26 protein-coding genes are annotated in these 24,018 nt (G+C 60.9%); 14 read left to right on the forward strand and 12 right to left on the reverse strand.

Annotated elements, in window-relative coordinates; genetic code table 11:
• The first annotated feature begins 29 nt into the window (after positions 1-29).
• Positions 30-611 carry a glutathione S-transferase N-terminal domain-containing protein gene (locus DTX69_RS27155; protein ID WP_119304729.1) on the forward strand — a complete coding sequence of 194 codons (582 nt, stop codon included), beginning with the start codon at positions 30-32 and terminating at the stop codon, positions 609-611.
• Positions 608-1,453: an alpha/beta fold hydrolase gene (locus tag DTX69_RS27160; RefSeq protein ID WP_119304730.1), complete on the forward strand. Its 846-nt coding sequence runs from the start codon at positions 608-610 to the stop codon at positions 1,451-1,453. Before DTX69_RS27155 ends, DTX69_RS27160 begins: the two co-directional genes overlap by 4 nt.
• Before the next feature lie 24 nt (positions 1,454-1,477).
• Here the strand turns inward: DTX69_RS27160 and DTX69_RS27165 are convergent, their stop codons facing one another.
• The gene (locus DTX69_RS27165) at positions 1,478-2,260 is read right to left on the reverse strand and encodes an NYN domain-containing protein (protein ID WP_119304731.1); all 783 of its coding nucleotides are present in this window, start codon (positions 2,258-2,260) and stop codon (positions 1,478-1,480) included.
• Positions 2,261-2,340: 80 nt separating this feature from the next.
• Here DTX69_RS27165 and DTX69_RS27170 point away from each other — a divergent pair, with 80 nt between their 5' ends.
• Positions 2,341-2,730: a VOC family protein gene (locus DTX69_RS27170; protein ID WP_119304732.1), complete on the forward strand. Its 390-nt coding sequence runs from the start codon at positions 2,341-2,343 to the stop codon at positions 2,728-2,730.
• A gap of 7 nt (positions 2,731-2,737) precedes the next feature.
• On the opposite strand, the gene DTX69_RS27175 is transcribed toward DTX69_RS27170, so the two are convergent.
• Positions 2,738-2,992, reverse strand: a complete 255-nt coding sequence (locus DTX69_RS27175) for a DUF1272 domain-containing protein (RefSeq protein WP_119304733.1) — start codon at positions 2,990-2,992, stop codon at positions 2,738-2,740.
• A 378-nt stretch (positions 2,993-3,370) separates the two neighbouring features.
• On the opposite strand from DTX69_RS27175, the gene DTX69_RS27180 reads away from it, so the two are divergent.
• A complete protein-coding gene (locus DTX69_RS27180; RefSeq protein WP_119304734.1) occupies positions 3,371-4,789 on the forward strand; it encodes a tyrosine-type recombinase/integrase in 1,419 nt (472 codons plus the stop codon).
• Here the strand turns inward: DTX69_RS27180 and DTX69_RS31140 are convergent.
• From DTX69_RS31140 to DTX69_RS27190, 3 genes are all read right to left on the reverse strand, one after another.
• The gene (locus DTX69_RS31140) at positions 4,753-5,250 is read right to left on the reverse strand and encodes a DUF7012 domain-containing protein (protein ID WP_407644004.1); all 498 of its coding nucleotides are present in this window, start codon (positions 5,248-5,250) and stop codon (positions 4,753-4,755) included. The genes DTX69_RS27180 and DTX69_RS31140 overlap by 37 nt on opposite strands.
• The gene (locus DTX69_RS30860; RefSeq protein WP_284736105.1) at positions 5,210-5,491 is read right to left on the reverse strand and encodes a transcriptional regulator domain-containing protein; all 282 of its coding nucleotides are present in this window, start codon (positions 5,489-5,491) and stop codon (positions 5,210-5,212) included. The genes DTX69_RS31140 and DTX69_RS30860 overlap by 41 nt, the downstream gene beginning before the upstream one ends.
• Positions 5,492-5,635: 144 nt before the next feature.
• Complete coding sequence (locus DTX69_RS27190; protein WP_119304761.1) at positions 5,636-5,899, reverse strand: DNA -binding domain-containing protein; 264 nt, start codon at positions 5,897-5,899, stop codon at positions 5,636-5,638.
• A gap of 290 nt (positions 5,900-6,189) precedes the next feature.
• Between DTX69_RS27190 and DTX69_RS27195 the strand changes: the two genes are divergently transcribed.
• Positions 6,190-6,387, forward strand: coding sequence for a helix-turn-helix transcriptional regulator (locus DTX69_RS27195; RefSeq protein WP_456073063.1), 198 nt, complete (start codon positions 6,190-6,192; stop codon positions 6,385-6,387).
• 156 nt (positions 6,388-6,543) lie between these two features.
• Here the strand turns inward: DTX69_RS27195 and DTX69_RS27200 are convergent, their stop codons facing one another.
• The 4 genes from DTX69_RS27200 to DTX69_RS27220 form a co-directional block, all read right to left on the reverse strand.
• On the reverse strand, positions 6,544-7,740 hold the full coding sequence (locus tag DTX69_RS27200; RefSeq protein ID WP_162917605.1) for a DUF932 domain-containing protein: 1,197 nt from the start codon (positions 7,738-7,740) through the stop codon (positions 6,544-6,546).
• A 317-nt stretch (positions 7,741-8,057) separates the two neighbouring features.
• A complete protein-coding gene (locus DTX69_RS27205) occupies positions 8,058-8,366 on the reverse strand; it encodes a DUF736 domain-containing protein (protein ID WP_119304737.1) in 309 nt (102 codons plus the stop codon).
• A 375-nt stretch (positions 8,367-8,741) separates the two neighbouring features.
• Positions 8,742-9,317, reverse strand: coding sequence for a hypothetical protein (locus tag DTX69_RS27215; RefSeq protein WP_284736106.1), 576 nt, complete (start codon positions 9,315-9,317; stop codon positions 8,742-8,744).
• A gap of 196 nt (positions 9,318-9,513) precedes the next feature.
• Positions 9,514-11,505 carry a ParB/RepB/Spo0J family partition protein gene (locus tag DTX69_RS27220; RefSeq protein WP_119304739.1) on the reverse strand — a complete coding sequence of 664 codons (1,992 nt, stop codon included), beginning with the start codon at positions 11,503-11,505 and terminating at the stop codon, positions 9,514-9,516.
• 1,409 nt (positions 11,506-12,914) lie between these two features.
• Here DTX69_RS27220 and dbpB (DTX69_RS27230) point away from each other — a divergent pair.
• The 9 genes from dbpB (DTX69_RS27230) to DTX69_RS27270 are packed head-to-tail and all read left to right on the forward strand — an operon-like array spanning position 12,915 to position 20,539.
• Positions 12,915-14,039, forward strand: a complete 1,125-nt coding sequence (dbpB, locus tag DTX69_RS27230; protein ID WP_119304741.1) for a DGQHR domain-containing protein DpdB — start codon at positions 12,915-12,917, stop codon at positions 14,037-14,039.
• Complete coding sequence (gene dpdA / locus DTX69_RS27235) at positions 14,036-15,427, forward strand: tRNA-guanine transglycosylase DpdA (RefSeq protein WP_284736107.1); 1,392 nt, start codon at positions 14,036-14,038, stop codon at positions 15,425-15,427. Before dbpB (DTX69_RS27230) ends, dpdA begins: the two co-directional genes overlap by 4 nt.
• Positions 15,321-16,424 carry a DGQHR domain-containing protein DpdB gene (gene dbpB, locus DTX69_RS27240; protein WP_119304742.1) on the forward strand — a complete coding sequence of 368 codons (1,104 nt, stop codon included), beginning with the start codon at positions 15,321-15,323 and terminating at the stop codon, positions 16,422-16,424. Before dpdA ends, dbpB (DTX69_RS27240) begins: the two co-directional genes overlap by 107 nt.
• A gap of 9 nt (positions 16,425-16,433) precedes the next feature.
• The gene (gene queE / locus DTX69_RS27245) at positions 16,434-17,066 is read left to right on the forward strand and encodes a 7-carboxy-7-deazaguanine synthase (protein ID WP_119304743.1); all 633 of its coding nucleotides are present in this window, start codon (positions 16,434-16,436) and stop codon (positions 17,064-17,066) included.
• Entirely contained in the window at positions 17,066-17,443 is a 378-nt protein-coding gene (locus DTX69_RS27250) for a 6-pyruvoyl trahydropterin synthase family protein (RefSeq protein ID WP_119304744.1), read from the forward strand. Before queE ends, DTX69_RS27250 begins: the two co-directional genes overlap by 1 nt.
• Positions 17,440-18,180, forward strand: a complete 741-nt coding sequence (queC, locus tag DTX69_RS27255) for a 7-cyano-7-deazaguanine synthase QueC (RefSeq protein ID WP_119304745.1) — start codon at positions 17,440-17,442, stop codon at positions 18,178-18,180. Before DTX69_RS27250 ends, queC begins: the two co-directional genes overlap by 4 nt.
• Positions 18,173-18,739, forward strand: coding sequence for a VUT family protein (locus tag DTX69_RS27260; RefSeq protein ID WP_119304746.1), 567 nt, complete (start codon positions 18,173-18,175; stop codon positions 18,737-18,739). The genes queC and DTX69_RS27260 overlap by 8 nt, the downstream gene beginning before the upstream one ends.
• A 26-nt stretch (positions 18,740-18,765) precedes the next feature.
• Entirely contained in the window at positions 18,766-19,767 is a 1,002-nt protein-coding gene (locus DTX69_RS27265) for a hypothetical protein (RefSeq protein WP_162917606.1), read from the forward strand.
• Position 19,768: 1 nt separating this feature from the next.
• Complete coding sequence (locus DTX69_RS27270; RefSeq protein ID WP_119304748.1) at positions 19,769-20,539, forward strand: HAD family hydrolase; 771 nt, start codon at positions 19,769-19,771, stop codon at positions 20,537-20,539.
• Between the two features lie 34 nt (positions 20,540-20,573).
• On the opposite strand, the gene DTX69_RS27275 is transcribed toward DTX69_RS27270, so the two are convergent.
• The 3 genes from DTX69_RS27275 to DTX69_RS27285 all read right to left on the reverse strand — a co-directional run bounded on the left by DTX69_RS27275 (position 20,574) and on the right by DTX69_RS27285 (position 23,614).
• Positions 20,574-20,870: a DUF736 domain-containing protein gene (locus DTX69_RS27275; RefSeq protein WP_119304749.1), complete on the reverse strand. Its 297-nt coding sequence runs from the start codon at positions 20,868-20,870 to the stop codon at positions 20,574-20,576.
• 401 nt (positions 20,871-21,271) lie between these two features.
• A complete protein-coding gene (gene mutM, locus DTX69_RS31145) occupies positions 21,272-22,072 on the reverse strand; it encodes a bifunctional DNA-formamidopyrimidine glycosylase/DNA-(apurinic or apyrimidinic site) lyase (RefSeq protein WP_407644003.1) in 801 nt (266 codons plus the stop codon).
• Between the two features lie 303 nt (positions 22,073-22,375).
• A complete protein-coding gene (locus tag DTX69_RS27285) occupies positions 22,376-23,614 on the reverse strand; it encodes a DNA sulfur modification protein DndB (protein ID WP_119304751.1) in 1,239 nt (412 codons plus the stop codon).
• Positions 23,615-24,018: the final 404 nt, after the last annotated feature.

A 24,018-nucleotide genomic window follows, 5' to 3' on the forward strand; every position in this document is an offset into this window, starting at 1 on the left:
ACGAAAGCACTAGTAGACGGAGTCTATCGATGAAGCTCTACTCTGCACCCGGTTTCACCAGCCTAGCCGACCACATCGCGATGCTTGAGGCAGGCATCCAATTCGACGTCGTCAAGGTCGACATCGCGATCAAGCAGATCGAAGGTGGCGGCCGCTACACCGACATCAATCCAAAAGGTTATGTGCCCGCCCTCGTGTTCGACGACGGCGAGGTGCTGACCGAGAATGTCGCGATTCTGGCCTGGGTCGCGGATCGTGCGCCGGAGCTCGCGCCGCAAGGTCACTTGGCTCGCTATCGCCTGCTCGAGATGCTGAGCTTCATCGCGAGCGAGATTCACAAGCGCTTTCCCACCTACCTGACGCTTCCGGAAGATGTCAGGGAGCCGATCGCCCAGGAAATACTGCACTGGTTCCGCTTCGTCGCGGACCGACTGGAGCGGGGGTATCTGTTCGGGGAGACCTTCACCGTCGCGGATCCTTATCTCTTCCAGCTGGCATGGGGCGCGGCGCAACTGGGTTTTCCGTTGCCGGACCCGCTTCCCGATTACGTCGCGCGGATCGAACGGCGGCCTGCGGTGCAAGCGGCGCTGCGCCGCGAAGGCCTGGCATGAACGAGCGCATGATCCGCGCCGACGGAGTCGCGCTCGCCACGCAAAGCTTTGGCGATCCGGCCTGGCCGCCGATCTTCCTCATCATGGGCGGGATGGCGTCCATGCTCTGGTGGCCGGAGGCGCTGTGCGAAAGGCTGGCCAGCCATGGCCGCTACGTCATCCGATATGACAACCGCGACACCGGACGCTCGACGAAGTATCCGCCTGGCGAACCGGGCTACACCTTCGACGACATGGTCGATGACGTGTTCCGGGTGCTCGACGGTTATGCGATTCCGGCCGCCCACATCGTCGGCATGTCGCTCGGCGCCATGATCGGCCAAGTCGCCGCCATCAAGCGTCCGTCGCGCGTGCTGTCCCTGACGGCGATCAGCAGCACACCGGTGGGAACGGACACATCGCATCTGCCGCAGTTCAGCGAAGCCTTCATGGCGCAAATGGAGGCGGCGGAGAAGGTGGACTGGTCCGACCGATCGCAGGTGATCGCCTGCATGATCGAAGATTCGCGCGTTCTCGCTGGCACGGCGCATCCGTTCGACGAGGCGCAGACCGGGGCCTTCATTGCACAAGACTATGATCGGTCGGGCGGTTACCTAAGCGCGACGAACCACGGGGCTCTGAAGATTGGCGACGCGTGGCGCGGCCGGCTTTCCGAGATGAAGGTGCCGCTCCTCGTCATTCATGGCACTGCCGATCCAGTCTATCCGATCGAGCACGGCGAAACGCTGGCCGAAGCGGTCGCCAGCGCAAGGCTCGTCAGGCTCGAAGGCGGCGGCCACGAGCTGCACCTGGTCCACTGGGATACGATCGTCGCAGCGATCGTCCAGCACACCGCGCAATGATCAAGGCGGAGACTGACGGCGAAGCTAGGTCGCGGCGCGCGCTGCGGGTGGCCGCCGGCGGCGGCGCGGCTTTGCGGGCGGAGTCGCTTCCGGCTTCGGGCGCACACGAACGCGCCTGCCCTCGGACTGGTCGAGCTCGAACGCGCCTGACTTGCGCACAAGATCGCTGAGCTTGGCGACGCCATAGCTGCGCGGATCGAAATCCGCTGCGAGATTGGCAAGGCGCGTGCCGAGAGCGCCGAGGCCGACCCAGCCATCATCGCTGTCCATCTGGGCAATGGCGGTCTTGAGAAGCGGCACCGCGTCGGCCGGCGTCTGCGCGGCCTTCGCCTGAGCCGCCATGTCGGGCTGCACCTGCGCGCCGACCAGCAGGTTCTCCGTATAGATGAAGCGCCGGCAGGCCTGGCGGAAGCTCTCCGGCGTCTTGCGCTCGCCGAAACCGAACACGTCCAGGCCCTGCTCGCGGATGCGCGCGGCCAGCCGCGTGAAATCGCTGTCGGAGGAGACGAGGCAGAAACCCTCGAACCGTCCGCTGTGCATCAGATCCATCGCATCGATCACCAGTGCGATGTCTGACGCGTTCTTGCCGGTCACATAGGCGAACTGCTGATGAGCGATGATTGCGTGCTTGGCGAGAATGTCGGTCCAGCCGCGCAAGGCGCCCCTCGTGAAGTCGCCATAGATCCGCCGCACGCTGGCCTCGCCCAGCTGCGCGATTTCCTCGAACAGCCGGTCGGCGATCTTGGCCGACGTGTTGTCGGCGTCGATCAGGACAGCCAGGCGCGGCGAGCGGGGTTCAAGGGCCATGCAGATATCTCCATACGGAACCGGTCTTGATCTCAGCTCTTAGCACCTTAGGTGGGAGAATACACGGAGGGAGTGCCGCCATGCCGCAGCTCAAGCTCGATCACTGCGTCATCCACGTTTCCGATTGGGAGCGCTCGAATGCCTTCTATCGCGACGTTCTGGGCGCCGAACTCATTCCTCAGGACGATGGCTGGGCTTATCGCTTCGGCGATACGCAGCTGAACTGCCATGGACCCGGCCATCGACCGGATCTCGTGGCGCGGCTGCCGGTCCAGCCCGGCAACAGCGACCTCTGTTTCGAATGGCCCGGGCTGATTGCCGAGGCCGTCTCGCACCTGGAGGGGCACGGCATCGCGATCGAAGTCGGCCCCGTCCCGCGCAATGCGGTACGCGGCGCCGGCATCAGCATCTATTTCCGCGACCCGGACGGATCGCTGCTCGAGTTCATCTCGTACGAGAAGGCATCCTGATGATGATCTACTCTGCAGCCCGCGTGCCGCACGGCGCGTCGCGCAGATAACGGTCCGTCGAAGCCGGATACTTGACCAGCATCGCGGCAGGCCGGATCGGCCGCGCCACTAGGTTGCCGCCGCAATTCGGGCAGACGCCGCCGAACACCGTCTCGGCGCACGTTGCGCAGAACGTGCACTCGAACGTGCAGATGCGCGCCTCCGCGCTCTCCGACGGCAGATCCTTGTCGCAGCACTCGCAGTTGGGTTTGAGTTTCAGCATGGCTTCGGCCCTAGGTTTGGTTCTGTTTGCTTTGCGATCTCTATTGAGAGAGACACTCCTCCGACACTCAATGGCGTTACCAGCTACGTCTTGCGATGCGCTAGTAGAATCTTGCCCGCCATTCGCCTTCTCCTAGAATGGATGGTGCCCGCGGCCGGACTCGAACCGGCACGGCCCTTTCGGGCCGAGGGATTTTAAGCCAGCTCCGCGCGGTTATCCTATTTCTATCCGGCAGCGCGAATTCATTCGCTAAGCGCCTGAGATAGATAGACTTTCTGTCCGGCGCAACCGACCTTGTATAGCCGGAACTGCGAAGCAGCCGGCTTTCTGGCGGCCCCTGGTTGGCCCCTGAATGTCGGCAAGGAACGGAGCGCTCGAATGGCCAAGATCAAACTCACAAAGACCGCGGTCGACGCAGCCACGTTCGGCGCCAAGGAGTACGAGCTGCGCGACAGCATCGTGCCTGGGTTTCTCCTGAAGGTCACGCCCGCTGGCCGAAAGATCTTCATGGTTCAGTATCGCACCAACGCGGGTGAACGCCGGAAGCCAGCGATCGGCCGTTTCGGCGAACTCACAGTCGAGCAAGCTCGCTCGATTGCTCAGGACTGGCTTGCAGACGTGCGCAAGGGCAAAGACCCAAGCGCGGACAAGACGGCTGCACGTGCGGCTCCGACCACGAAACAGCTTTGCACCAAATTGATGGAAGACTACTCGAAACCAAAGAACCGGAGGCGAACGGTTGAAAGCAACCAAGGTTACATAGATCGCCACATCATTCCCAAACTTGGCGCTCTGAAGGTGCGTGAGGTCACTCGGTCGGATGTATCGGGCCTCATCACTCGGATGAAGAAGACGCCCGTGACCGCCAATCGCGTTCTGTCCTGCCTTCGCAAGATGTTCAACATGGCCGAGGTCTGGGGTTTTCGTGACGACGGCACCAATCCATGCCGCCACATCCCGAAGTACCCGGAAGGCGGCAAGACACGGCTGATAACCGATGATGAGATGGTTCGGCTATTCGGCTACCTCCAGCGGGCGGAGGTGGAGGGACTGGAGCACCCGTTCCTCACCCTTGGAATCCGTCTGCAGTTCGCCTTTGCGGCTCGCATGTCAGAGATCATCAACATGAAATGGGATTGGGTTGACTTCGCTAATCGGCGCATCGTCTGGCCAGACAGCAAGACTGGCGAAATCTCGAAACCCATGAGCGAGGATGCTTTCATCCTTCTCTCAACGGTGCCGCGCTTGGAAGACTCCCCTTACGTCGTGCCGTCCATTTTCAAGCCCGAGCGACCAATGTCGCAATACACTTATTTCAAGGGGTGGAAGCGCATCCTCAAGCGAGCAAAAGTTCCACACGTGGGAACGCATGGGATCCGCCACCGCGCCACCACGGAGATCGCGAATTCGGGCGTGCCGGTGAAAGTCGGCATGCAGCTCACCGCTCACAAGACAGTCACTCAGTTCATGCGCTACGTGCACACGGAGGACGACCCTGTGCGCGCGGCGGCAGAAATCGTCGCCTCTCGACGCAACACCCTTCTACAGGTCGTGGCAAACGCCCCCGAATCAGCTGCTCCAACGATTTCCGCGCCGGCTCCCCCTCCTCCAGCGCTCGTTGAAGACGGCCGCTACACGTCACGCACGAAGCTCGGCGCCTATCGCCCATTTCGACATCGCTGCGGCGCGAATCGAGAAGTTCCGCCGGGAACCAAGCGAGCCGCTGATCGACAAGATGATACGCTCGGGACACGGCGCGCTCACCGTGGACTATCAGAGACTTCCTCCCCGGCATGACGCAGGCGCAATTGGTTGCGGGACCTACAGCAGACGATCCCGGCAAAACAAAATGACCGGCCCCCTCTCGGGGATCGGCCTGGCTCGCGATATTGGGTCGCAAGAATCGTTGGTTGCGGGGGCCTGCAACCAACGATTCTTGCAACTCGTTGAGCAGCATATCCCGCGACTTGTCGCTTGAAACCTGACGGATGGCCGATCAGGTGGCGCCGGAAACGCGCGAGCCCAGCGATGCGGAGTGGCGCTGCGTCATCAAGTGGCACGAGAGCGGCAAGCGGCATTCCGGCTTGCGGATCGGGCAGCCACAGATGATGGCTGCCATGCGCATCTCGTAACACGACATGGCGACCGTCTGGTCGATCGGCCTCGAGCGATGCCGGCGCAAAGTCGGCAGCAGCGAGTGGGTGAGCACTGGTGAAGCTAGCGGGCGCCGAAACCAGGACAACGCTGATGGGCAGCAGCTCCGGCCGCCAGACCGTCGGCGCAGATCCGGCCGGGAGGTCGGGATTGCAGGCGAAAGCACAACCCCCAGCGCTCGCCAGCGGCTGTCGCGGCCTCGTCAGCGGTGTCGCGACTGAGCTTGCTGTAGTCTCTCCGGTATCGCGGGTTTCGGCGCAGGAACTCCCAGGCGAGGCCTGCGCGATCCAAGTGGTTCAATTCGTCGGCGGCGCTCGACGACCGCCAGTCGCGTATCCTTGGCATGCGCGGCTCCCGTCCAAGGCTCTGCACAGGGTCGCTCAGATATTCAGATCGTGCCGCTATAGGAAGCCCTCAAAGCTCGAACGCGTGATGCGCAAGGAGCGGATTTGCAGTGCGGCTGAAAGGCGGCTTTGCGCCTTTCTGGATTTAGTGCTCGTCCGACTGGAGGAGATGTTTGTAGCCGACCTCCGTCATCCAGCGGGCCCGCGCAAGGTGACTATCATGCACGCGTCGCGCGCGTTCGGGCTGCCGCTCGGGGTCTAGTCCAAAGATGACCCGAACGGCCTCACGCCAGTCGGCACCTTCCTCATGTGCATCGAGCAAACGAAGGTAGGTTACGAAATGCCGCTCGTCATACGGCGTGAGCTGCGGGCTGTCAGGCGGGGAGTCGTCGAAGGGTGGTGCGCTCATGGCAAGACTCGCTGGCATACAGGAGTACGATATTCGCGATGCGGGCTACAGAATTGCCACGACGGTGCCCGCTCTGTCGATGCGGAACGGGCATCGCGTAGGTCGCGTTCATGCATCACACATGGCTGGAAGGGCCTCCCGAGTCGCGTACTTCTTGTCCGGAAGTGCTGGCGATTCGGCCGTGTCTCGCGCGCCAGCAGTCGTCGGCCGTGTATTATAATACGTAGCGCTAAAATACGCGATTGCTTCCTATCCTGCGGATGGACATTCGCAGGATTTTTGGAGCCAACGTGCGCCGGTATCGGCTGGCGGCCGGCCTCAGCCAAGAGGCCGTTGCCGAGCGCATGGGCGTGGACCGGGCCTATATCAGTGGCATCGAGCGCGGCCGGCAGAACGCGACTCTCCTGACCATCTGGCAGGCATCACAGGCGCTGGGTGTTCGTCCGGTCGATCTGTTCGACGAGAATGTGCCCAAGGTGAAAGCGTGATATCGCGCGAGCCGGGCCGCGAGGCCCGGCGAGCGCCGGCGCAAGTGCGCCCGCGGCCGATCCGCAAAGGCGGATCAGCGGACAATCGTAGAGCCGGAAACCCACCGAAGCGCAAAGCCGCGCAACCGAGCTACCGGCTGCGCGGCTCTCCGGAGATCAGGCGGCACGCTCCAGCAGGCGCTTGGCCTTGCCCTCCAGCTCCAGGCGGGTGTCCTGGTGCGCCTTGCTACGGGCAAGTGCCGTGATCCCCTGCACGAAGTCGAACACCGACTCGGGCGGACGGCCTTCCTCGTTCAGCACGGTCTCGATGATCCTGACCGTCTCAGGCTTGGAGAAGCCGCGCTTGCGCAGGAAGCCTTGTCGGTCCTCGTCAGTGCGGGCAACGACCCGCTCGCGGGCCGCCTTGATCCCCGCAACGAACGGCGCGGGACTGGAATTGGCGAAGCTGTCGAGCGCTGGTGCTGCCTCGTGGGCGAAGCGCTGCGCGGCGAATTTGCTGTGCCGGATTGTGATTTGCTCGAAATCCTCGACGCCCCAGAGGTTCCGATTCTGGCATACCGCGCGGAGATAGAACGACGCAATGCCGAGCGTCTTTGAGCCAACTTCCGAGTTCCAGGCGTAGAAGCCCCGGAAATAGAGGTCCGGCGACCCGTCCGCCAGCTGCCCCGCTTCGATGGGGTGCGTGTCGTCCACCAAGAACAGGAACACGTCTCGGTCGCTGGCATAGAGCGTCGTCGTTTCCGCTGTCACGTCCACGAACGGATTGTGCCTCATGGTCGACCAGTCGAGCACACCCGGCACTTTCCAACGCGTGTCACCGGTACCGTCGCCCGCGATCCGCTGCACGGCGGCGACAAGCTCATGATCCCAGATGCGGCCGTAATCCGGGCCGGTGACCGCGCGGAGCTCCACGCGTCCGTCCCCTGCTTCGAGCGTCTTCACTAGTTCGGCGCGATGCGACAGCAACCCATGCTGCAGGTTGATCGCGGCCAAGGGGGCCGGAAGCTGGCGCATGTAGGACGAAGGCGCACCGACCAGTCCGCACAACTGCCCGAAGCTCCAATGCGTCGGCGAAACGGGCTCGTTACGTCCCGGCACGATCAGGGCCAGCCGCTCGGCATTGTCGCGGCTCGCCTCCACCTTCACGGCGCGGCTCTCCACCGTCCGTGCGGTGGCACGCTCGGCGCGGCCGTGCACGGCATCATGCAGCGCCGTCAGGCTGAGATAACGCTCGTCGTCCGGGCGCGAGAACCATTCCGATGAAACGCGGCCGATACGCTCGCCACGCGATGTTTCCACGCGGAAGCCGCTCGAAACCGGACGCTCATTCGGGTTCAAGGTCATCATGGTCATGGGTCTTCTCCTATTGGCTTGGGGTGTCAGCGCAGCGCTGCGCTGCACCCCTGCCCGTCGGCGAGACCGGGGTAGCAAGGGCAAGGGCAGCCAGGGCGGAGGGGGATCACCCGACCTGCACGGAGCGAAGTGGAGGAAGGTCGGGGAGACCGCCCTGGGCGAGCGTCAGCGATCCCTTGCGCGCGCGAGGGCAGAGCCCTTAGAAAATCGGAATGATGGATTGGACCGCAGGTCCGCCGCGATCGATCGGAAGGTGGCGGTTATGAGCAGGCCAAAACGCCCCGCTCCGGAGAGCGGGGCGTCGTGATCCGGCGAGGTCAGTCGCCGCTGCGGCGGGACCAGATGAGGCTGTAGCTCTGCCCGTCCTCGGCCTCGACCAGCGAGGCGTAGATCGGAGTCGCGAAGCTCGGGTCGTCGAGCTTGACCGAGACGTATTCGCGGTCCTCCTTCGAGGTCTTCTTCCAGGCAGCGCCGAACTCGACAGTGCCGGCGAAGATGCGGAAGTCGGGGGCCTTGTCGTTGGACTTCTCGGCGGCCCGGATGGCCGCCTTGACGTTGAGGGTCAGTGTCTTGACCGAACCCGTGAAACCGTCGCCCGACTTGGTGAAGGTGCCGATGGTCGCCATGATAGTCTCCTTTGTCTGTCTATCGGACCGCGCCCATCGCGGCCTCGATGGCGATCGACCGGTCGGAGGCGATCGACGCCGCACTCGCCCGCGAGCCGCAGCGCAGCGGAGGACGGCCGGGACCGACTATTTTGTTTCGCGATGCAAAGCCGAAGGCAGCGGAAAATAGTCGGTCCCGGCTGTTGCGGCAGAGGCGATCGAGGCGCAAGCCGGCCTGCGGCCAGATCAGGCCATCCGAGGCGGCGATGGGAGCACCCGACACGGAGTGACCCGGAAGGAGACTGGCGTTCCTCGGATGCAGGAGACAAGAGGCAGATGGTTTGTCGGGTGCAAAGACGTGCGGCGTCGCAGAGGCGACGGTCCGTCTCGGTCGAGTCAGCGCCGGACTGCCCCTTGCGCCATGCGGACTTGCCGGGTTCGGCGCCGTCTGGAGAAACCTCGAGAGCGCACGCTCTCCTCCTCAAGAGACGTTGGCCGAAGGGCGTATCCGGTCCGATCATCGACGCTGGAAGGAGGGCCGGCTGCATGTAGATGTGCCGTTGCCTCAGGCCTCGGAAGGGCGAGTCTGGCGAGCGCCGTTGAGCCTGCTATTGCGCCACCGGCAATGCCGAAAATTTGTCGCCAGGTCTCTGATGTATCGCCGATGCCACTAAGACCGTGAACGACGCCGTAGCCCGCGATAACCGCTGGGATCGCGAACAGAAGTGCCACCACGATCCGGACTGGAAGAACGCGAATGCTGAAAGCGAGTTGGCCCAGCACCAGCGCCACGGCTCCCGCAAGGATGGCGAGCGCGATCACACCCACCGGTCCCGTGCCGCTGTCATTGGCGTACAGGCCGGCCACGATCGCGGCGTAAACCGGAAGAGCGTATGCGGCGAGTTGGAAGATCAGCGCGCACAGCGCTCCCAAGCCGAGAAGGCTGAGGACGATTCCGAATCCAAGCGTCATACGCCACCTCTTCGCCGCCCAGCACCTCTATTGGCGCGCATCGCCAAGAGCGATTCTACAGTGCGTGCCGCAGATTGCACTGCCTATTCGCTGCACCCGCAGAGTTGAAACCCGTGAGCCCATCAAAAGTGCGCCGCCGACCGTCGGGTCGGCGGCGCGAAAAATTGGGGCCGCCCTGAGGCAGCCCCAAGCCGCGTTATTCAGCTGCGACAGCCGACTCGTGGGTTTGCGTCCCGATGTCTGGCCCGGAGGTTCTGAGAAGCGCGGGCAACCAGCCGGTTCCGGCGAGAAGCTGTTCGGCGGCCTCCGCCATCGCCTGCTTCTTCATGCCCCGCAGCCGATGTGCCGCTTCCTCGCCCACGGCCTCCTGCACGGCCTCAAGGATATGCGCCTTGGTGACCCGACCGAAGTAACTCCGCACTGTCGGCGCCCAATGCGCTGTCATATCGAGGGCGAGCGCGCCCGCCAGCCCGTCAGCCGTCGCCCAGGCACGCGGCTTGCGATCCCATGGCTGGCGGACTGCGAACACGGTGAGCGACGTACAGTGCGCGAACAGGGCCATCCGGCTGTCGTGGTCGAGCCCTACCACGAACGTCCACAGATCGGCGGCGTCCTTTGGCATCTGCACGGCCCAGGTTTCGTGCCGCTCGGCCAACTTCCTCGCCGCCGCCGTGTCCTCGATCCCGTCAGCATGCCCACCCAACGGCGTGCTGGCCGGCGTGATGTCGAGACAGGCTCCCGTGTCATAACCCCGATAGAAGGTCTGCGCGACCAAGGCGTGGGTGACGGCAACGAGGGCAATGTCGGGGCTCTCGCCAACTGCGATGCGGAGCGCCAGGGTGCGATGCGCACTCAGATCGCGGATGAGAAGGTCCGACAGAGGCTTGCCGTTGTCGTCCTCCGTGTCCTCCTGCTCCGTCTTAGGGGACACGGCGGCTTCGCCCTCGATGCCTTCGTGATCTCCGGTGACGATCTCGCCGTTGCTCTCCGTTTCCGGCGCCCGATCGGGCTGCTTCTCATCCTCGGGACGGATGAAGCCGCGTTCGATGCGGGCCGTGCCGTCGTGGTTCAACACCACGAACACGCCGCCATGCGCGATATCGTCGGCATCGTAGGCGCGCTGCCGTTCCGATAGCCGATCGATCCCTGCCTCAAGCTCGCCGAACTTGGCGTCAACGTCGTCGGGAAGCTCTTCGGCGCTATCGTACTGCTCCGACAAAGCATCGTACTCCGCCTGGACGGCATCGAGTTCTGCCTGATCTTCGGGCGAGAGAGGGACCGGCTGCCGATAGATGCGCCGCAGGCCGTGCGCGTGCGGATAGTCGATGAAGGCCTGCACCCACTTCCATCCTTCGGTCTGAACCTCGGTCGCGACTGTTTCCAGTTTCTCGACAGCGAGACGATCAAGCAACCCGGCATCCGCGAAGTAGCCGCCGTCGTCCTCCGAAAACAAGTCGCGCAGAACCGCTCCACCCGCCGCGATGTAAGCGTCCGCTCCAACGAATACGGCACGCCGGTCGCTCGCTCGAACGTGGGTTTCCGTCATCATTCGGCGGATGACGGACGGCTCCTTGTTCCAGGACAGGTTGCCATAAACCTGCTCTTGGCGCTCATGGTCCTCGCTGATCGCGAAGGCCATCAACTGGTCCAGTGTCAGCGCACCCTCGCGATAGACCTGCATCAGCTTGGGGCTGACTGCGCCGAGGCGGAGTCGCTGGCGTACCACGTGGGGCGTCACGCCGAAACGCGCGGCGATCTCTTCCGCGCCCCAACCATTCTCTTCGCTCAGACGCCGGAACGCCTCGAACTGGTCGGCGGGGTGCATGTCGCTACGGGTCACGTTCTCGTCCAGGCTGATCTCGTGGGGATCGTTGGCCGCGTCGAGGACACAGCGGATTGGCTCGTTCTTCTTGATCTGCTTGCGGTTGGCGCGCAGAAGATGCGCCAAACGACGACCCTCGCCTACCGTGACGAAGTAGAACCCAGTTTCTACCCCCTCCTCGTCCCACTCGGGTTCGACGACCAGGTTTTGCAGCATGCCCTTGGCTTCGATGCTTGCTGCCAGTGCCTCGATGGCCGCATCGCTGTGCGGCATCTTGCGGGCGTTCCGGGGCGACTTCTTGAGCTTGTTAAGCGGGACGAACACCTCGGAACGGTTCTCGGTGACAGTTTCGATCTTCTTGGTCATTGTCAGTCTCCTTTGGGTTGGGGTGTCAGCGCAGCGCTGCGCTGCACCCCTGCCCGTCGGCGAGACCGGGGGTAGCAAGGGCCAGGGCGGCCGGGGCGGAGGGGGATCGCCCGCCCGGAGGGCCGCACGGAACGCGCGGGTCTGCACAAGCGCATTTGCGCCTTTGGGCATTTCAGGCTGTCAGGGAGCGCGGAAGACCGGGGAGACCGCCCCGGTCGGCGCCGGCGGGGGCCGGCGCTCTACCCTGGCGCGCGCGAGGGGCGGAGCCCCTTTAGGCATCGTGGATTAGCTAGCCGGAAAGTCGAATCTGAGCTACCTAGTCCAGACCATGAAAAACTGACCTCGGAGCGTTTTTCGGGCTGGCGCAGTTTTCGAGATTGAGCTTGATGGCTGGTAACAGTTATTGTGTCCCTCAAGAATCCTGGCGGGCAAAAAACTGCACTCCACGGATTCGATCTCTCTGAGAATGTTGTGCAGTTTGATGCCTCTTGTAATCACTGCCTGTACTAACCGAAAGCGACTCGCGCCTGCGGACGAGATGCGAGCAGACGACCTTGCGATCGATTCGCTGGCCAGAGTGTCGCGAGCATGGACGGCGCGAGTGCAAAAGGCTCCGCGGATAGCTCCAGCATCGCGACTGTATTGTGGACGGTCGTTTATGGAAGCGACTGAGGCAGCCCGGCGCCTGGAAGGAACATTGGGAATCGTATCGGCCGGCCTTGGGTTCGTACCTGGGGAATTGTTCGTCCCCAGCTATGGCCTCACTGTGGTGTCCGGCCAGCCTGATAACGTCTTGGAGCGCATTTCCCCGCGTGTCTCGCCCAAGGACTGGTGGGACCGCCTATCAGCCCTATCCCCTCTGAACCATAGCGTTGCCAAAGAGGCGAGAGCTACCTCGGGGCTCATCGTGGTCGCTCTACCTGAGAGTTATCTTGAAATGATCTCTGGCGAACTTGCGGGCTTGCCCAAGGCTGTGCGCTCGCGCTTGCGAATCATGACAGGCACGATGTCAGAGCGCGTAGATCCTCGCCTGCGTGCCTGGCTCATGCCCTACGATGACCGACTTGATGGGCCTGACAGCCCCCTCCCCGGAACGCGGTCCGACTTCGCTACAAGAGCGGCGCGTCACTTCGTGGAAGCTGTGGCCGTCGTGGCGCCGAAGGCGGACGCCGCAGTGCACGCGGCGAGTGTTGGCACCCTCCTATCTAAGTGGCGGCGGCCGCGAGTGATCCTGCGGCAGCAGAAGACCGACTCTGAATTGCTGCAACTGCTGCGCCGTCATTGGAAGAGTGCGGATGGCAGGTCCGGGCGCCTGCTACGGGTGCTGCGCGACGACCTTCGCGTGTCTTGCGAGCAGGGACGCCTCGCCAGACTGGTAGCGCAGATCCGGGACGAACGGAGGGAACGCTTTGGGTAAAAAGGGTGGCGATCTGGTCGTCAGGGCCGTAAGGACTGAGCAGGGCGACAATATCGATGTGTTCGCCTTCTTCCTCTATGGATCGGACTTGGCTCGGGTTGCGGATATCAGCCGCATTCATCGGGATGAAAGTGGCCTGAAGGGGTTTCAGCGGAAGGAGATTCGCAATCATGTTCGTTCGATCGCTGAGTTTCTCAACAGTGGCCCAGTATTGTTTCCAAATGCCATTATTCTCGCGTTATCACCCAAGGTGAGGTTCGAGAACTCGCGCGGTCCAAGACCCAAGGGTCTGATTGAGGTCGGCAAGTCGGGCACACTCACCATCCCACTCCGCCCGGAGGGTGAGCGGGCCGCTTGGATTGTTGATGGCCAACAACGTTCACTTGCACTGGCCCAAGCAAAGAACAGTCGGCTTCCCGTTCCGGTGATTGGGTTCGTGTCAGCTGACCTGCAGATCCATCGCGAGCAATTCATCCTCGTAAATAAGGTTCGGCCGCTACACCCCCGGCTAATCAATGAGTTGCTACCAGAAGTGAGCACGCTCTTACCGCGCGATCTCGCCGCGAGAAAGCTACCGAGTGAATTGTGCAACTACCTGAACAGAGATCCGAAATCTCCTTTCCATCGCCTTATCCGCCGCGTTTCCGACCCAAAGAATGCGACGGGGGTCGTCACGGATACAGCCATTGTTGATGCGATCAGATTGAACCTCAAGCCGCCCATGGGGGCACTCAGCCAATACAAGCGAAATGGTAGCGGTTCGGATCCCGACGCCATGTACCGAACCCTGGTACTCTACTGGAGAGCTGTGCGGGACGTCTTCAGATCTGCGTGGGGCAAGCCACCGCAGAAGAGCAGGCTCATGCATTCGGCGGGTATCCGCGCAATGTCGGCCTTGATGGATCAAGTCATGCTTCGTGCTGACAGTTCGGCGACGCCCGACAAAGAGGTGCGGGAATCACTCCGGCGACTCGCACCACACTGCCGTTGGACAGAAGGGGCCTGGGAAGACCTTGGCTGGCGCTGGAACGAAGTGCAGTCGACCGCTCAGCACATCGCCAAGCTGTCTGATCACCTCATCCGCCTCGATCGCGAACTCTCACGGCCAGCCAGATGAGGTTTATCTACGCAGACAGTTTGGATGTCGTCGATCCAGCCTACGACTTCGTCCAGGATCGGAATGCGGAAGGCCGGACACCATACTGGGATGATGTCTATGCGCACGAGATTCTCGGTTATGCGCCGTATGATGGAATCCTGGTCTCGCGCGGAATCGTTGGCGGCGCGGCGGTAGGAGGTAAATACACCGAGGCACAGGCGATGCGTTTTCGTCGGGTCGGAGCGCGAACCTTTCTGCGGCTTGATCGACCACAGTTCGCAAAGCTCGCGATCTTCGGCGATTGCGGAGCCTTCACTTATCACAAGGAAGTGACGCCACCCTACTCGTCGGAGAACATGGTTGAATTCTACGAGGACGGCGGTTTTACCCATGGCTGCTCGGTCGATCACATCATCTTTGATTTCGATGAGTCGTTGACAGGTCTCTCGGGCGGTTCCGCGGAGGCAAAGCGGCGCTTCGACATCACTCTGGAGAATGCGTCAACCTTTCTGAAGGCGAGCCACCGCTTGCGTAGTCACTTTACCGCGCTTGGAGTTATCCAGGGCTGGTCGCCTGGAAGTATGGCCGAAGCGGCCCGCCAACTAGTCGCGATGGGCTACAGCTATTTGGCTCTCGGCGGTACGGTGCCGCTGAAGTCACCGCAGATCAAGGCGTGTTTGCGCGCTATTCGCGAAGCCGTGCCCACTCGTACGCGACTGCACATCCTAGGCTTCGCAAAGGCTGATGAAATCGAGAGCTTCAGTTCGTTTGGCATCACCAGTTTCGACACGACCTCTCCGCTAATTCGTGCCTTCAAGGACGCGAAGGCGAACTACTACCTTCGAGCAGAAGACAATCGGCTGACCTACTACACCGCCATCCGCGTTCCTCAGGCACTTGAAAATCCGAAACTGATGCGGTTGGCCAAACGAGGTCTCCTCCGACAGGAAGATCTTGTCGCATTGGAGCGTCGCGCGCTTGACAGCTTACGGGCGTACGATCGCGGGCGCTGCGAACTCGAAGCCACGCTCGACGCCGTGCTTGCGTATGCGACTCCGGCCACATTGGGTACCACCCTCGACGAGCTGCCGGGATCGCGTTCTGTGGCAGATCTGAGGGCGCGATATGCGCGAACCCTGACTGAACGACCTTGGAAACAATGCTCTTGTGGAATCTGCAAGGAGCTGTCGATCGAGGTCATCATCTTCCGCGCAAGCAACCGCAACAAGCGACGTGGCATTCACAACCTTGGCGTCTTTAAGGCGCTTGTTGACACTCTGCCGACCAGAAGTGAGCATCATGAAGACTCTGACCTTCGCAGCGATCCGCGCTCGACAAAGTCCTCAACACACCGTCCTGTCGTTCGCCGCTCTCGCGTCCGAACTACAGCGATTTGCGGCAATTGAGCGGGTTGCCCGCGACACAATGGGCAAGCTGAATGGCTTCCAGCGTCCGCAGATTGCTGGGCATATCCGGGAAATCAAGGATTACCTCGAGAAGCCTGAGGCAATTCTACCAAATCCCATTGTCGTCGCATTCACTAGCGGGATCGTCATTAAGGACAAAGAGGAAGGCCGTTGTCAGGTGAGCATTGACGTCAGCAAGGGTCCCCCTGGCCTGGTCGTAGATGGTCAGCAACGTCTGTCGGCCTTGTCGCAACTCAACGGAAAAGACTTTCAGGTGTTCGTCTCGGCCGTGTTGTGCGAAGACGATGCCGAACTGCGTCGACAGTTCGTGCTCATCAATAACACGCGGCCACTTCCGAAATCGCTCATCTACGAACTCCTGCCAACGGTTGACGGACTGCCGCGGCGTCTATCGGACCGATCGCTGGCTGCCGAGTTTACTGCGCGCCTGAATTATGACGCCGGTTCCTCTCTGAAGGGACTCGTCCACCAGCACACCAATCCAGCTGGCCTTATCAGAGATACCGCAATTCAGCGCGTGATCATAAATTCCCTAGGGGACGGCGTGATGCGTGAGTTGATCCGTCGCAAGAATGGAAAAGACCAGTGTTTTGAACTCATCAGCGAATTTTATCGGGCAGTGCAGGACGTTTTTCGGAGCGAATGGAAGGGCCATACTCCAAAGACTTCGCGTCTAGTACATGGTGCCGGAATCGTCGCGCTCGGTTATGTCATGGAAGTGCTTGCACTTCTCGATGGTGCTCGTTGCTGGGAGGAGTTCACCAAGGGTCTTGGCTGCCTCGTTGGCCGTACGGCGTGGACGTCGGGCGAATGGGATTTCGGCAGTGGAGACCGCCGGCACTGGAAAGCCATTCAAAACGTGAATCGGGACATCGTCACTCTGGCTCAATACCTGATCGGTGTCGTACGCGCCGACGTACGAGCGCGACGTTCCGGCTCTGCTGATCTGCCGTTACTGAAGCCCGCCAATGGCTGAGGATTTGCCATGAGCTATGCGGTGAAGGAAATCTTCAAGACGCTACAGGGCGAAGGCGCTCAGGTTGGACGCGTAGCGGTGTTTTGTCGGTTCTCCGGCTGCAATCTCTGGTCCGGCCGCGAGGCAGACCGTGAAGCTGCCGTTTGTCGGTTCTGTGACACCGAATTCGTAGGCGTAAATGGACTAGGAGGGGGGCGATTTGATTCGCCCGACGAGTTGGCAGAAGCCCTGGAGGCTACGTGGCAAGGTGATTATGCGCGCCGGTTTGTCGTCTTTACTGGCGGCGAGCCTCTGCTGCAACTCGATGATGATCTGCTCCAGGCAGTGAAGGAGCGCGGTTTCGAATGCGCGGTAGAGACAAACGGAACCCAGCCAGTACCAAAGGGTCTGGATTGGATCTGCGTCAGCCCCAAAGCCGGCGCATCACTCGTTGTCGTGCGGGGTAGTGAACTCAAGCTGGTCTATCCTCAGTCGAACCTCGATCCTGAAAGTCTCGAGGCGCTTGAATTTGAGCATTGGTGGTTGCAGCCAATGGACGGTAGTAACCGCCAAGCGAATACAGATGCGGCGATCGCATACTGTCTCGCGCACCCACGTTGGCGCCTGAGCCTACAAACGCACAAGCTCCTTGGGATTCCGTGATGTTTGAACTCTGCAAGCAGTTTCGCTTCGAGGCTGCGCACACCCTTCATCGGGCAATTGACGCTGAACCTAGCCGTCGGATCCACGGACACTCGTACCGCGCCGAAGTGACAATACGGGGTGAGGCGGACCCAAAATCCGGAATGGTTGTTGATCTTGGGCTCTTTGCGCGAGTTCTGGAGGACGTCCGAAACGGCCTGGATCACCGGTTTCTCGATGAGGTGACGGATCTCGGACCGGCGACGATGGAGAATCTATCGGTGTGGATTTGGAAGCGGCTGTCATCGGTCGGCGCAGGTTTGGCACGTGTCACGGTCTATCGGGACAGCAACGGAGAATCTTGCAGCTACTTCGGACCGCGAGAGGACGCACGATGATAGACAACGAAAGGGCCCTGGTGTTGTTCTCGGGCGGTCAGGATTCCACGACATGTCTGGCGTGGGCCCTTGACCGATTCGAGCATGTGGAAACCGTGGGCTTTGAGTACGGACAGCGGCATCGCATCGAATTGGACTGTCGCCAGCGTCTGCGCCAGGGCCTGATGGACCTCAATCTTTATTGGGCCAAAAGGCTCAAGGAGGACCACGTTCTGGGACTCACTGCGCTCGGCGAGGTGTCGAACACCGCCCTCACTCGTGATGTTGCGATTGAGATGGGCGATAGCGGGCTGCCGAACACGTTCGTGCCAGGCCGGAATCTCGTCTTCCTCACCTTCGCTGCGGCGCTGGCCTATCGGCGGGGGCTGCGGCACCTAGTTGGTGGCATGTGCGAGACGGACTACTCTGGCTATCCGGACTGCCGCGACGACACGATCAAGGCGCTGCAGGTGACGCTTAATCTTGGCATGGAGCGGCGCTTCGTTCTGCACATGCCGCTGATGTGGATTGACAAGGCGCAGACTTGGAAACTGGCCAGAACTCTCGGCGGCGATGCTCTGGTCGAACTTGTCACGCAGGAGACGCACACGTGTTATCTCGGCGATCGAAGTCGTCGACACGCGTGGGGGTATGGCTGCGGTGAATGTCCGGCCTGTCGCCTTCGAGCAGATGGGTTTGCCCGATACTGCGCCCAGACGGAGGCGAGCACCATTGAGCGGGAGGTGGCGCATGCGTGAACTCGAACGCCGGCGGCGCCTGGAAGGTGGTTTTTTCCTGGCGGCATTCGCGGCTTGCGTCCCAGCAGCGAATTGGATGATCGGCAACATTGGCACGGTCTGCGTGCCCAATGGGCCGTGCCTCATTCCGGTGGCACCAGAGATAACCGCTCCGAGCGGCGTCTTGCTTGTGGGACTCGCACTAGTGTTGCGGGATCTTGTACAGCGACGATTAGGTCTGCGTTGGGCGGCCAGCGCGATTCTGCTGGGTGCCGCCTTGTCGGCTACATTCGCGCCTTCGAGTCTCGTCTTCGCCTCAGCCGTCGCCTTTCTGTTTTCAGAATTCGCTGACATGGCTGTCTACACTCCATTGCAGCGCCGTGGCTTTGTGGTCGCGGCGATCGCAAGCAGTGTCGTCGGACTAGTCATCGATAGCATCGCCTTTCTGTGGCTCGCCTTCGGCAGTCTGGATTTTCTGGTGGGCCAAGTGATCGGAAAGGCCTGGATGGTACTGATCGCTGTGCCCATGCTTTGGTGGTTACGCGAGCGCGACCGCCGCGTAGGGCTGTCGCCCACCTAAGAAAAACGCTGACGAGAGGTGGATGTATGAACGCGTCTGCAACACCAACGGCGACAGAAATCAGTCGAGCGAAGCCGGAGGGTCGCCTTGGGCCAGTCGGCGCTTTCTTTGGAGCACTGATCGGCCGCAGGCTTGATTACTATCCGCGTTTTCCGCAGACCGATGGGCGTTGGCAAAAGATACCTGATGCGGAGATGATTGAACGAGTTGCAGCAGGATTGGCGAATCTGAAGCTAGACGATACGGCGACTATCAAGGAGACGCTAGAGCGCGGCCGCGAAAGCTTGGATGAGGTCAAGGAATTGACCGAGTACCAAGATCAGAAGGCGACCCGATTACTGACGATCATCACCTTCTTGAGTGCGCTTTCCGGGATTCTCTTTGCAAGGTTTTTCGAGAGCTATCCGCTGCACGCCAGCTTGGCGCACGCAGATCTCACAGTGGCGGCCCGCGCGCTCATTGTGACTAGCTATGCACTATTCGCCATGTTTGCCTTTCTGGCAATCTGCGGTGCTCTTGTCGTCTTCCACGCCACTCGAACACAGTTTCGGTATCCCGACACTACTGCGGGTGCGCGAGAGCGGACCAATTCATATCTCTTCTATAAGTCGATCATTGAAGTGGCGCCTGAGGCGTGGGCGCGGTCGTTCGTCGACGCAAATGGCGAACAGGTCGCCCCGGACTTGCAGCTGCGGTACCTCCGAAACTACATCGTTGAGAGCTATCTCGTTGCAGCGAAGGTTGCCGAGAAGCTGCGCTATCTTCAACCTGCGCAGATGATCCTCTCATGGTCGATCCGTGTGCTTCTGCTCTGGCTGATCTCATTGGGCGCTACGATTGCGCTTGTACCCGCCGAAAGCCGGATCTCGACCGCGCCAGGGTCGACGGTCTCGGACACTAATGTGGTGACACCGGAGACTGCACCGACGGGGACGCCAACTGGCGAGCTCCCTCAGCCTGTGATGGAGCCCTCAAAGATTTCCCCGATGCCGCTCAAGCCCCAAGAGTCGCCTTTGCAGGAAGAGTGATGTGCCAGCAGAAGAGAACGAAGCAGCTGTCGTTTTTGTAGATGCGGACAACACTCTGTGGGAGACGGACGCCGTCTACGCCACTGCGCAGCTAGATCTATTGTCGGCTGTCGAGAAAGCGGTTGGCGTGGTTGCACCGACTGAGGATCGGCTCGGATTTGTGAGATCGATCGATCAAAGTATCGCCCAACGCCATCATGCGGGCTTGCGCTATCCGCCGAAGCTCTTGGTGAAGGCGCTTGCTTTGGTTCTGAAGGGCGTGCCGCCGAAAACAGCGACGAGACGGGCATGGCAGAGTTCGGATACGGATCAAACTCTGTCTGATGACGCGGCTGCCCGTATTGAAGGCGCCTTTCTTTCTGCTCTTCGGACTTTGCCCGCACTCCGTACTGGTGTGCGCAACGGGCTCGTGGCCTTACGTGAGGCTGGCAGCGTCGTCTTTATCATCACAGAAGGCGGGCGCGATCGGGTTCTGCGCCTCGCTAGAGTTCACGGATTGGAGAGCCTCTTTGATCGCGTCATTGAAGCTCCGAAGGGTCCGAGGATCTATCTGCGTGCGCTGCGCCTGCTTCGCCGACCCGCCAATGCTTTCATGGTTGGCGATCAGCTCGATCGAGACATTCGCCCGGCGAAAGAGGCCGGGCTAAAGACGATCTATTTCCCGGGTGGATTTCGCCCGAGTTGGGAGCCAAATGAAGCCTCCGTACGTCCGGATTTCCACATTGATCGCTTTGACATGGTTCCGCGTATAGTCTTAGCCAAGGCGGTATAGTCCGGGCGGGTTTTGCGCCCGCCCGGTGTGCTCATCAACGGGTCCATACGAGAGAGAACCCGGCATCGGCGATGACCAAGCGGCATTTGATAGGCGTCGCGAAGGCCGGATCATCTAACGTGACAATTAGGTAATGCTGCCCAGCCTTGCCGGTCTTGGCCCAAGCTGCGCCAATCTCTGAGTTGCCGCGGTAGACTCGATAGTCAGGTGCCTGCTGGTTGGGTTTGATCCGCACCCGCGTAATGCGGACTGGCGCCGGTGCGCAGGCTAGTGTTTCGATGGTGCCCACATATCCGTCGTCTGCTGTCGTGAACGTACCGATGATCGCCATAGTGGCTCTCCTACCACTCTGGAGACCGCCCCATGCGGCCTCTCGACGGCGCACCGGGCGAAGCGGGCGGCGGACTAGATCACCGCGCAGCGGGGAACGACGATTTTGGCGCGCGAGGAGCCGCAGGCGGGGAAAATCGTCGTTGATCGGGCCCGACGGCTGCTTCAGGTGCAGAAGCGACGAAAGGCCGGATGGCTAAGATTGGTGAGAGAGTTCGCTGCGACACGATTGAGATCTCGAGGCAAAGACGAAGGCGTAGTGGATCGCTTACCGACAGCACCGGAGCGAATTTCCCGAACCGCAAACATGAGTGTGAGTCGCCAGAGCTTCAGGTGACCGGATCCTGGCTCCGCGGCTGATGAGTTTGGCCTGCTGGCATGAACTCTCAGGCAGGGTTCGATTCAATGCTGACACGTGCTACAAAAGTAAGTTGTACGCTGCTCGATTTCTGTCGTTGCAATTCTCGAGTGAGTGCCACACCTATGGCAGGAGTCTCCTACACGACCGTAAACGGCGAAGCGCCTCTCAAAGTCTCCGGCTTCGCCTTCGGTCCCACGGTAGTCATCAAGGGTCGATCCACCGCGCGCTATTGCGGCCGCAAGAGTTGCCTTGATGGCGAGGATAATGGCTGATCGTTCGTCGGTGGTTAGAGTCTTGGTCGGCCGACATGGGTTGATGTGGGCCCGAAACAAACTTTCGCTCGAATAGATGTTACCCAGGCCGGCGACGATTTTCTGGTCCATGAGCACAGCCTTAATCGGTCGCTTGGTCTGGATTGCAAGTGTAGCGCTGCGAAAATCACTGCTAAGCGCATCGGGACCGAGTTGCCGCAGCTTGTCATTTGAATCGCCTCTACTGACCATTACCTCCCCAAATCGACGGAAGTCATTGTAAGTGAGACACGTGTCGGCGCCGAAGTGGATCGAAAAATGGTCATGACGTCGGCCGAACGGCCGCAGAACCAACCGTCCAGACATGCCTAGGCGAATGTATACTGACATGCGCTCGCTCAAGTGAAGCAACAGCACTTTGCCATGTCGCTCGAGGCGAAGTAATCTCCTTCCGACCAAATCGCAGTTTCCAATCGCACCAAACCGGCTGCTGACAGCTGGTGCAAGTCGCAGATCTGTAATCGACTTTTCGCAGAGGGCGCTTGCGAGCGTCCTCCGCATAGCTTCAACTTCCGGCAACTCAGGTATCACGCACCTCCCAAGAGTTCTTTAGGTCTTCATGGACGCCTGATCGCGCTTGCCGAGTAGTGAGACGATAGCCTCAAGAAGACCCTGATGCTCCTTGCCAGACGGCATCAGCAACGCCTCTTCCTTTGGCCGCTCCCGTTTGATCGCGTCGGTAGGAGCGCGCCGAGCCGCACCGGTGACGTATCACAGAATGGCAGCTCTCGAGTATTAGTTACAAGCAGCGACTGGCCGTGTGCAGTCCGGGATCAAAAGCAAAGGGGCGGAGCCTCTGGCACCGCCCCTTGAAGACAGGTCTCGCTGGGATAGTTAGGCCGCTGCCTGCAGACCGGAACGCGAGTTAGCCAAGTTCTGCAAGAGAGACTTGATTACCGTGCCGTCGCCCTCGCTGAAGCCACCCTTCTCAAGCAGATAACCCGCCGTGGCCTTGACGCCCGGACCGGTGTTGTTCACCCGCTCACCCACCATAGCGATTCCATTCCAGTGCGGCCCCTTATGCCAGTCGACCGTGCGCAGGCAGCGTGCCAGATCCTCCGACCAGTCGTCCGGCTTGTGCCGGATTAGTGCTGCCGCAACCAGTGCGATCGCTTGCCAACCGATGCCGAAAGCAAAGATGTAGCCCTTCGTTCCTTTGGTTTCATCTCCGTCTCGCAGGTCGCGCGGATGCACGCGATCGGCAAGGACGCCTTCCCACTCTGGAAGAGCGGCGAATACGACCTCCCAGACTTGCTGCAGACGCTCCGAGATGGTCCCGACCTTGGGGTCGGCCGGATTCAACTGTCGGATCGCGTGCAACTCATCGTGATCACGGAAGGTCTTGCCCTTCCCCTTGACTGGGAACATCTCAGCGAGCAGCGCTTCATGAGCCTGCACGAGAGTTCCCATAGTGACCACATCCGGGGTCTTCTTCGAAAGCGAGTTTGTCGCCTCGTTTACGCGCCCATCGAAAAGCCGGATGTCCTTCATTACGCGCTTCGTCGCAATGACGACGGGGTCACGGGTTTCGAAGCTGTAGCCGATGGACTGCGGGGCACCCTTGGCGTGCAGATTGAGGTCGCTGAAGAGTTGGCGCACCTGGTCCTTGCTCTTGAATGGCAGGATCACGACGGGAACGCGCTGGTCACGCATCCGTTCGCGGTTCTGCTTGAGTGCCTCGACTATGGCTGCGCTGCGGTGCTGACCGTCGGCAGGGAACATATCGACGTGTTCGTCGATCTTAAGTACGCCCAGTTCGCCTGCTTCGCCAATCGGCTCAAACTGGAAGTCGCGCCCCTCCTCGAGCGGTTCGTCACCCATAGGCACGAGGATCAATGCCAATGACGAAAAGAACGCGTCGTCGTTCTCAAGCAGGTAAGGAACAATGTCCTTACTGACGCGCCCCTTGTTCAAACGACGCTGCGCCTCTTCCTCGCCCACTCCGAAGATTGGATCCCAATCCTTATCGTCCGGTAGTTTCACGTACTTGGCGATTGCGGCGAAGGTCAGGCTGCCGAGCCAGAAATCGTTCTGGAACATACGGCCCTTGACCACGTTCAGATTAATACTCATGATACTGCTGCCTTTCTTCTTGGAAGGTCGAATTTTGGGGGCCGAGCTCAGTGACCGCTGAGCTCGGCCTTTCTCGTTGCGCCACTTACTTTTTTTGCCGACGCCCGCAGGCGCAGGTATCGACCGTCGGCTTAACCTCTCCTCATGGGGCCCCCCTTGCTGCGCGCCCGGTCCATTCACGGGTCGACGTTGTCGATTTGTAAACCATGTTGGTTTACCTCGTCAACGGCATTTTGCAGATATACTGAGGGTCAGTTTCTGCGTCGCGCCGGCCTAGGCAGATGTACGAGGACCGAACAGTAGCTTTCGGGTTTCGCCGGTCCCGGGAGCCGGACCGAACTTGAAAACCCAACGCGCCCATACGGCGGATGTGGAGTTGGTGCGGACGGGGGGACTCGAACCCC

The sequence above is a fragment of the Dongia deserti genome (assembly GCF_003574735.1).
Lineage (GTDB): Bacteria > Pseudomonadota > Alphaproteobacteria > Dongiales > Dongiaceae > Dongia_A > Dongia_A deserti.

Bases quoted from the DNA above. Each gene is read 5' to 3' on its own strand.
- DTX69_RS27170 (WP_119304732.1), top strand. From the start codon at position 2,341: ATGCCGCAGCTCAAGCTCGATCACTGCGTCATCCACGTTTCCGATTGG.
- queC (WP_119304745.1), top strand. From the start codon at position 17,440: ATGATAGACAACGAAAGGGCCCTGGTGTTGTTCTCGGGCGGTCAGGAT.
- DTX69_RS27215 (WP_284736106.1), bottom strand. From the start codon at position 9,317: ATGACGCTTGGATTCGGAATCGTCCTCAGCCTTCTCGGCTTGGGAGCG.
- DTX69_RS27160 (WP_119304730.1), top strand. From the start codon at position 608: ATGAACGAGCGCATGATCCGCGCCGACGGAGTCGCGCTCGCCACGCAA.
- DTX69_RS27165 (WP_119304731.1), bottom strand. From the start codon at position 2,260: ATGGCCCTTGAACCCCGCTCGCCGCGCCTGGCTGTCCTGATCGACGCC.
- DTX69_RS27180 (WP_119304734.1), top strand. From the start codon at position 3,371: ATGGCCAAGATCAAACTCACAAAGACCGCGGTCGACGCAGCCACGTTC.
- DTX69_RS27175 (WP_119304733.1), bottom strand. From the start codon at position 2,992: ATGCTGAAACTCAAACCCAACTGCGAGTGCTGCGACAAGGATCTGCCG.
- DTX69_RS27260 (WP_119304746.1), top strand. From the start codon at position 18,173: ATGCGTGAACTCGAACGCCGGCGGCGCCTGGAAGGTGGTTTTTTCCTG.
- queE (WP_119304743.1), top strand. From the start codon at position 16,434: ATGAGCTATGCGGTGAAGGAAATCTTCAAGACGCTACAGGGCGAAGGC.
- DTX69_RS27200 (WP_162917605.1), bottom strand. From the start codon at position 7,740: ATGACCATGATGACCTTGAACCCGAATGAGCGTCCGGTTTCGAGCGGC.
- DTX69_RS27155 (WP_119304729.1), top strand. From the start codon at position 30: ATGAAGCTCTACTCTGCACCCGGTTTCACCAGCCTAGCCGACCACATC.
- DTX69_RS27220 (WP_119304739.1), bottom strand. From the start codon at position 11,505: ATGACCAAGAAGATCGAAACTGTCACCGAGAACCGTTCCGAGGTGTTC.
- dpdA (WP_284736107.1), top strand. From the start codon at position 14,036: ATGAGGTTTATCTACGCAGACAGTTTGGATGTCGTCGATCCAGCCTAC.
- DTX69_RS27190 (WP_119304761.1), bottom strand. From the start codon at position 5,899: ATGAGCGCACCACCCTTCGACGACTCCCCGCCTGACAGCCCGCAGCTC.
- DTX69_RS27285 (WP_119304751.1), bottom strand. From the start codon at position 23,614: ATGAGTATTAATCTGAACGTGGTCAAGGGCCGTATGTTCCAGAACGAT.
- DTX69_RS27250 (WP_119304744.1), top strand. From the start codon at position 17,066: ATGTTTGAACTCTGCAAGCAGTTTCGCTTCGAGGCTGCGCACACCCTT.
- DTX69_RS30860 (WP_284736105.1), bottom strand. From the start codon at position 5,491: ATGCCAAGGATACGCGACTGGCGGTCGTCGAGCGCCGCCGACGAATTG.
- DTX69_RS27265 (WP_162917606.1), top strand. From the start codon at position 18,766: ATGAACGCGTCTGCAACACCAACGGCGACAGAAATCAGTCGAGCGAAG.
- DTX69_RS27275 (WP_119304749.1), bottom strand. From the start codon at position 20,870: ATGGCGATCATCGGTACGTTCACGACAGCAGACGACGGATATGTGGGC.
- dbpB (WP_119304742.1), top strand. From the start codon at position 15,321: ATGAAGACTCTGACCTTCGCAGCGATCCGCGCTCGACAAAGTCCTCAA.
- DTX69_RS27205 (WP_119304737.1), bottom strand. From the start codon at position 8,366: ATGGCGACCATCGGCACCTTCACCAAGTCGGGCGACGGTTTCACGGGT.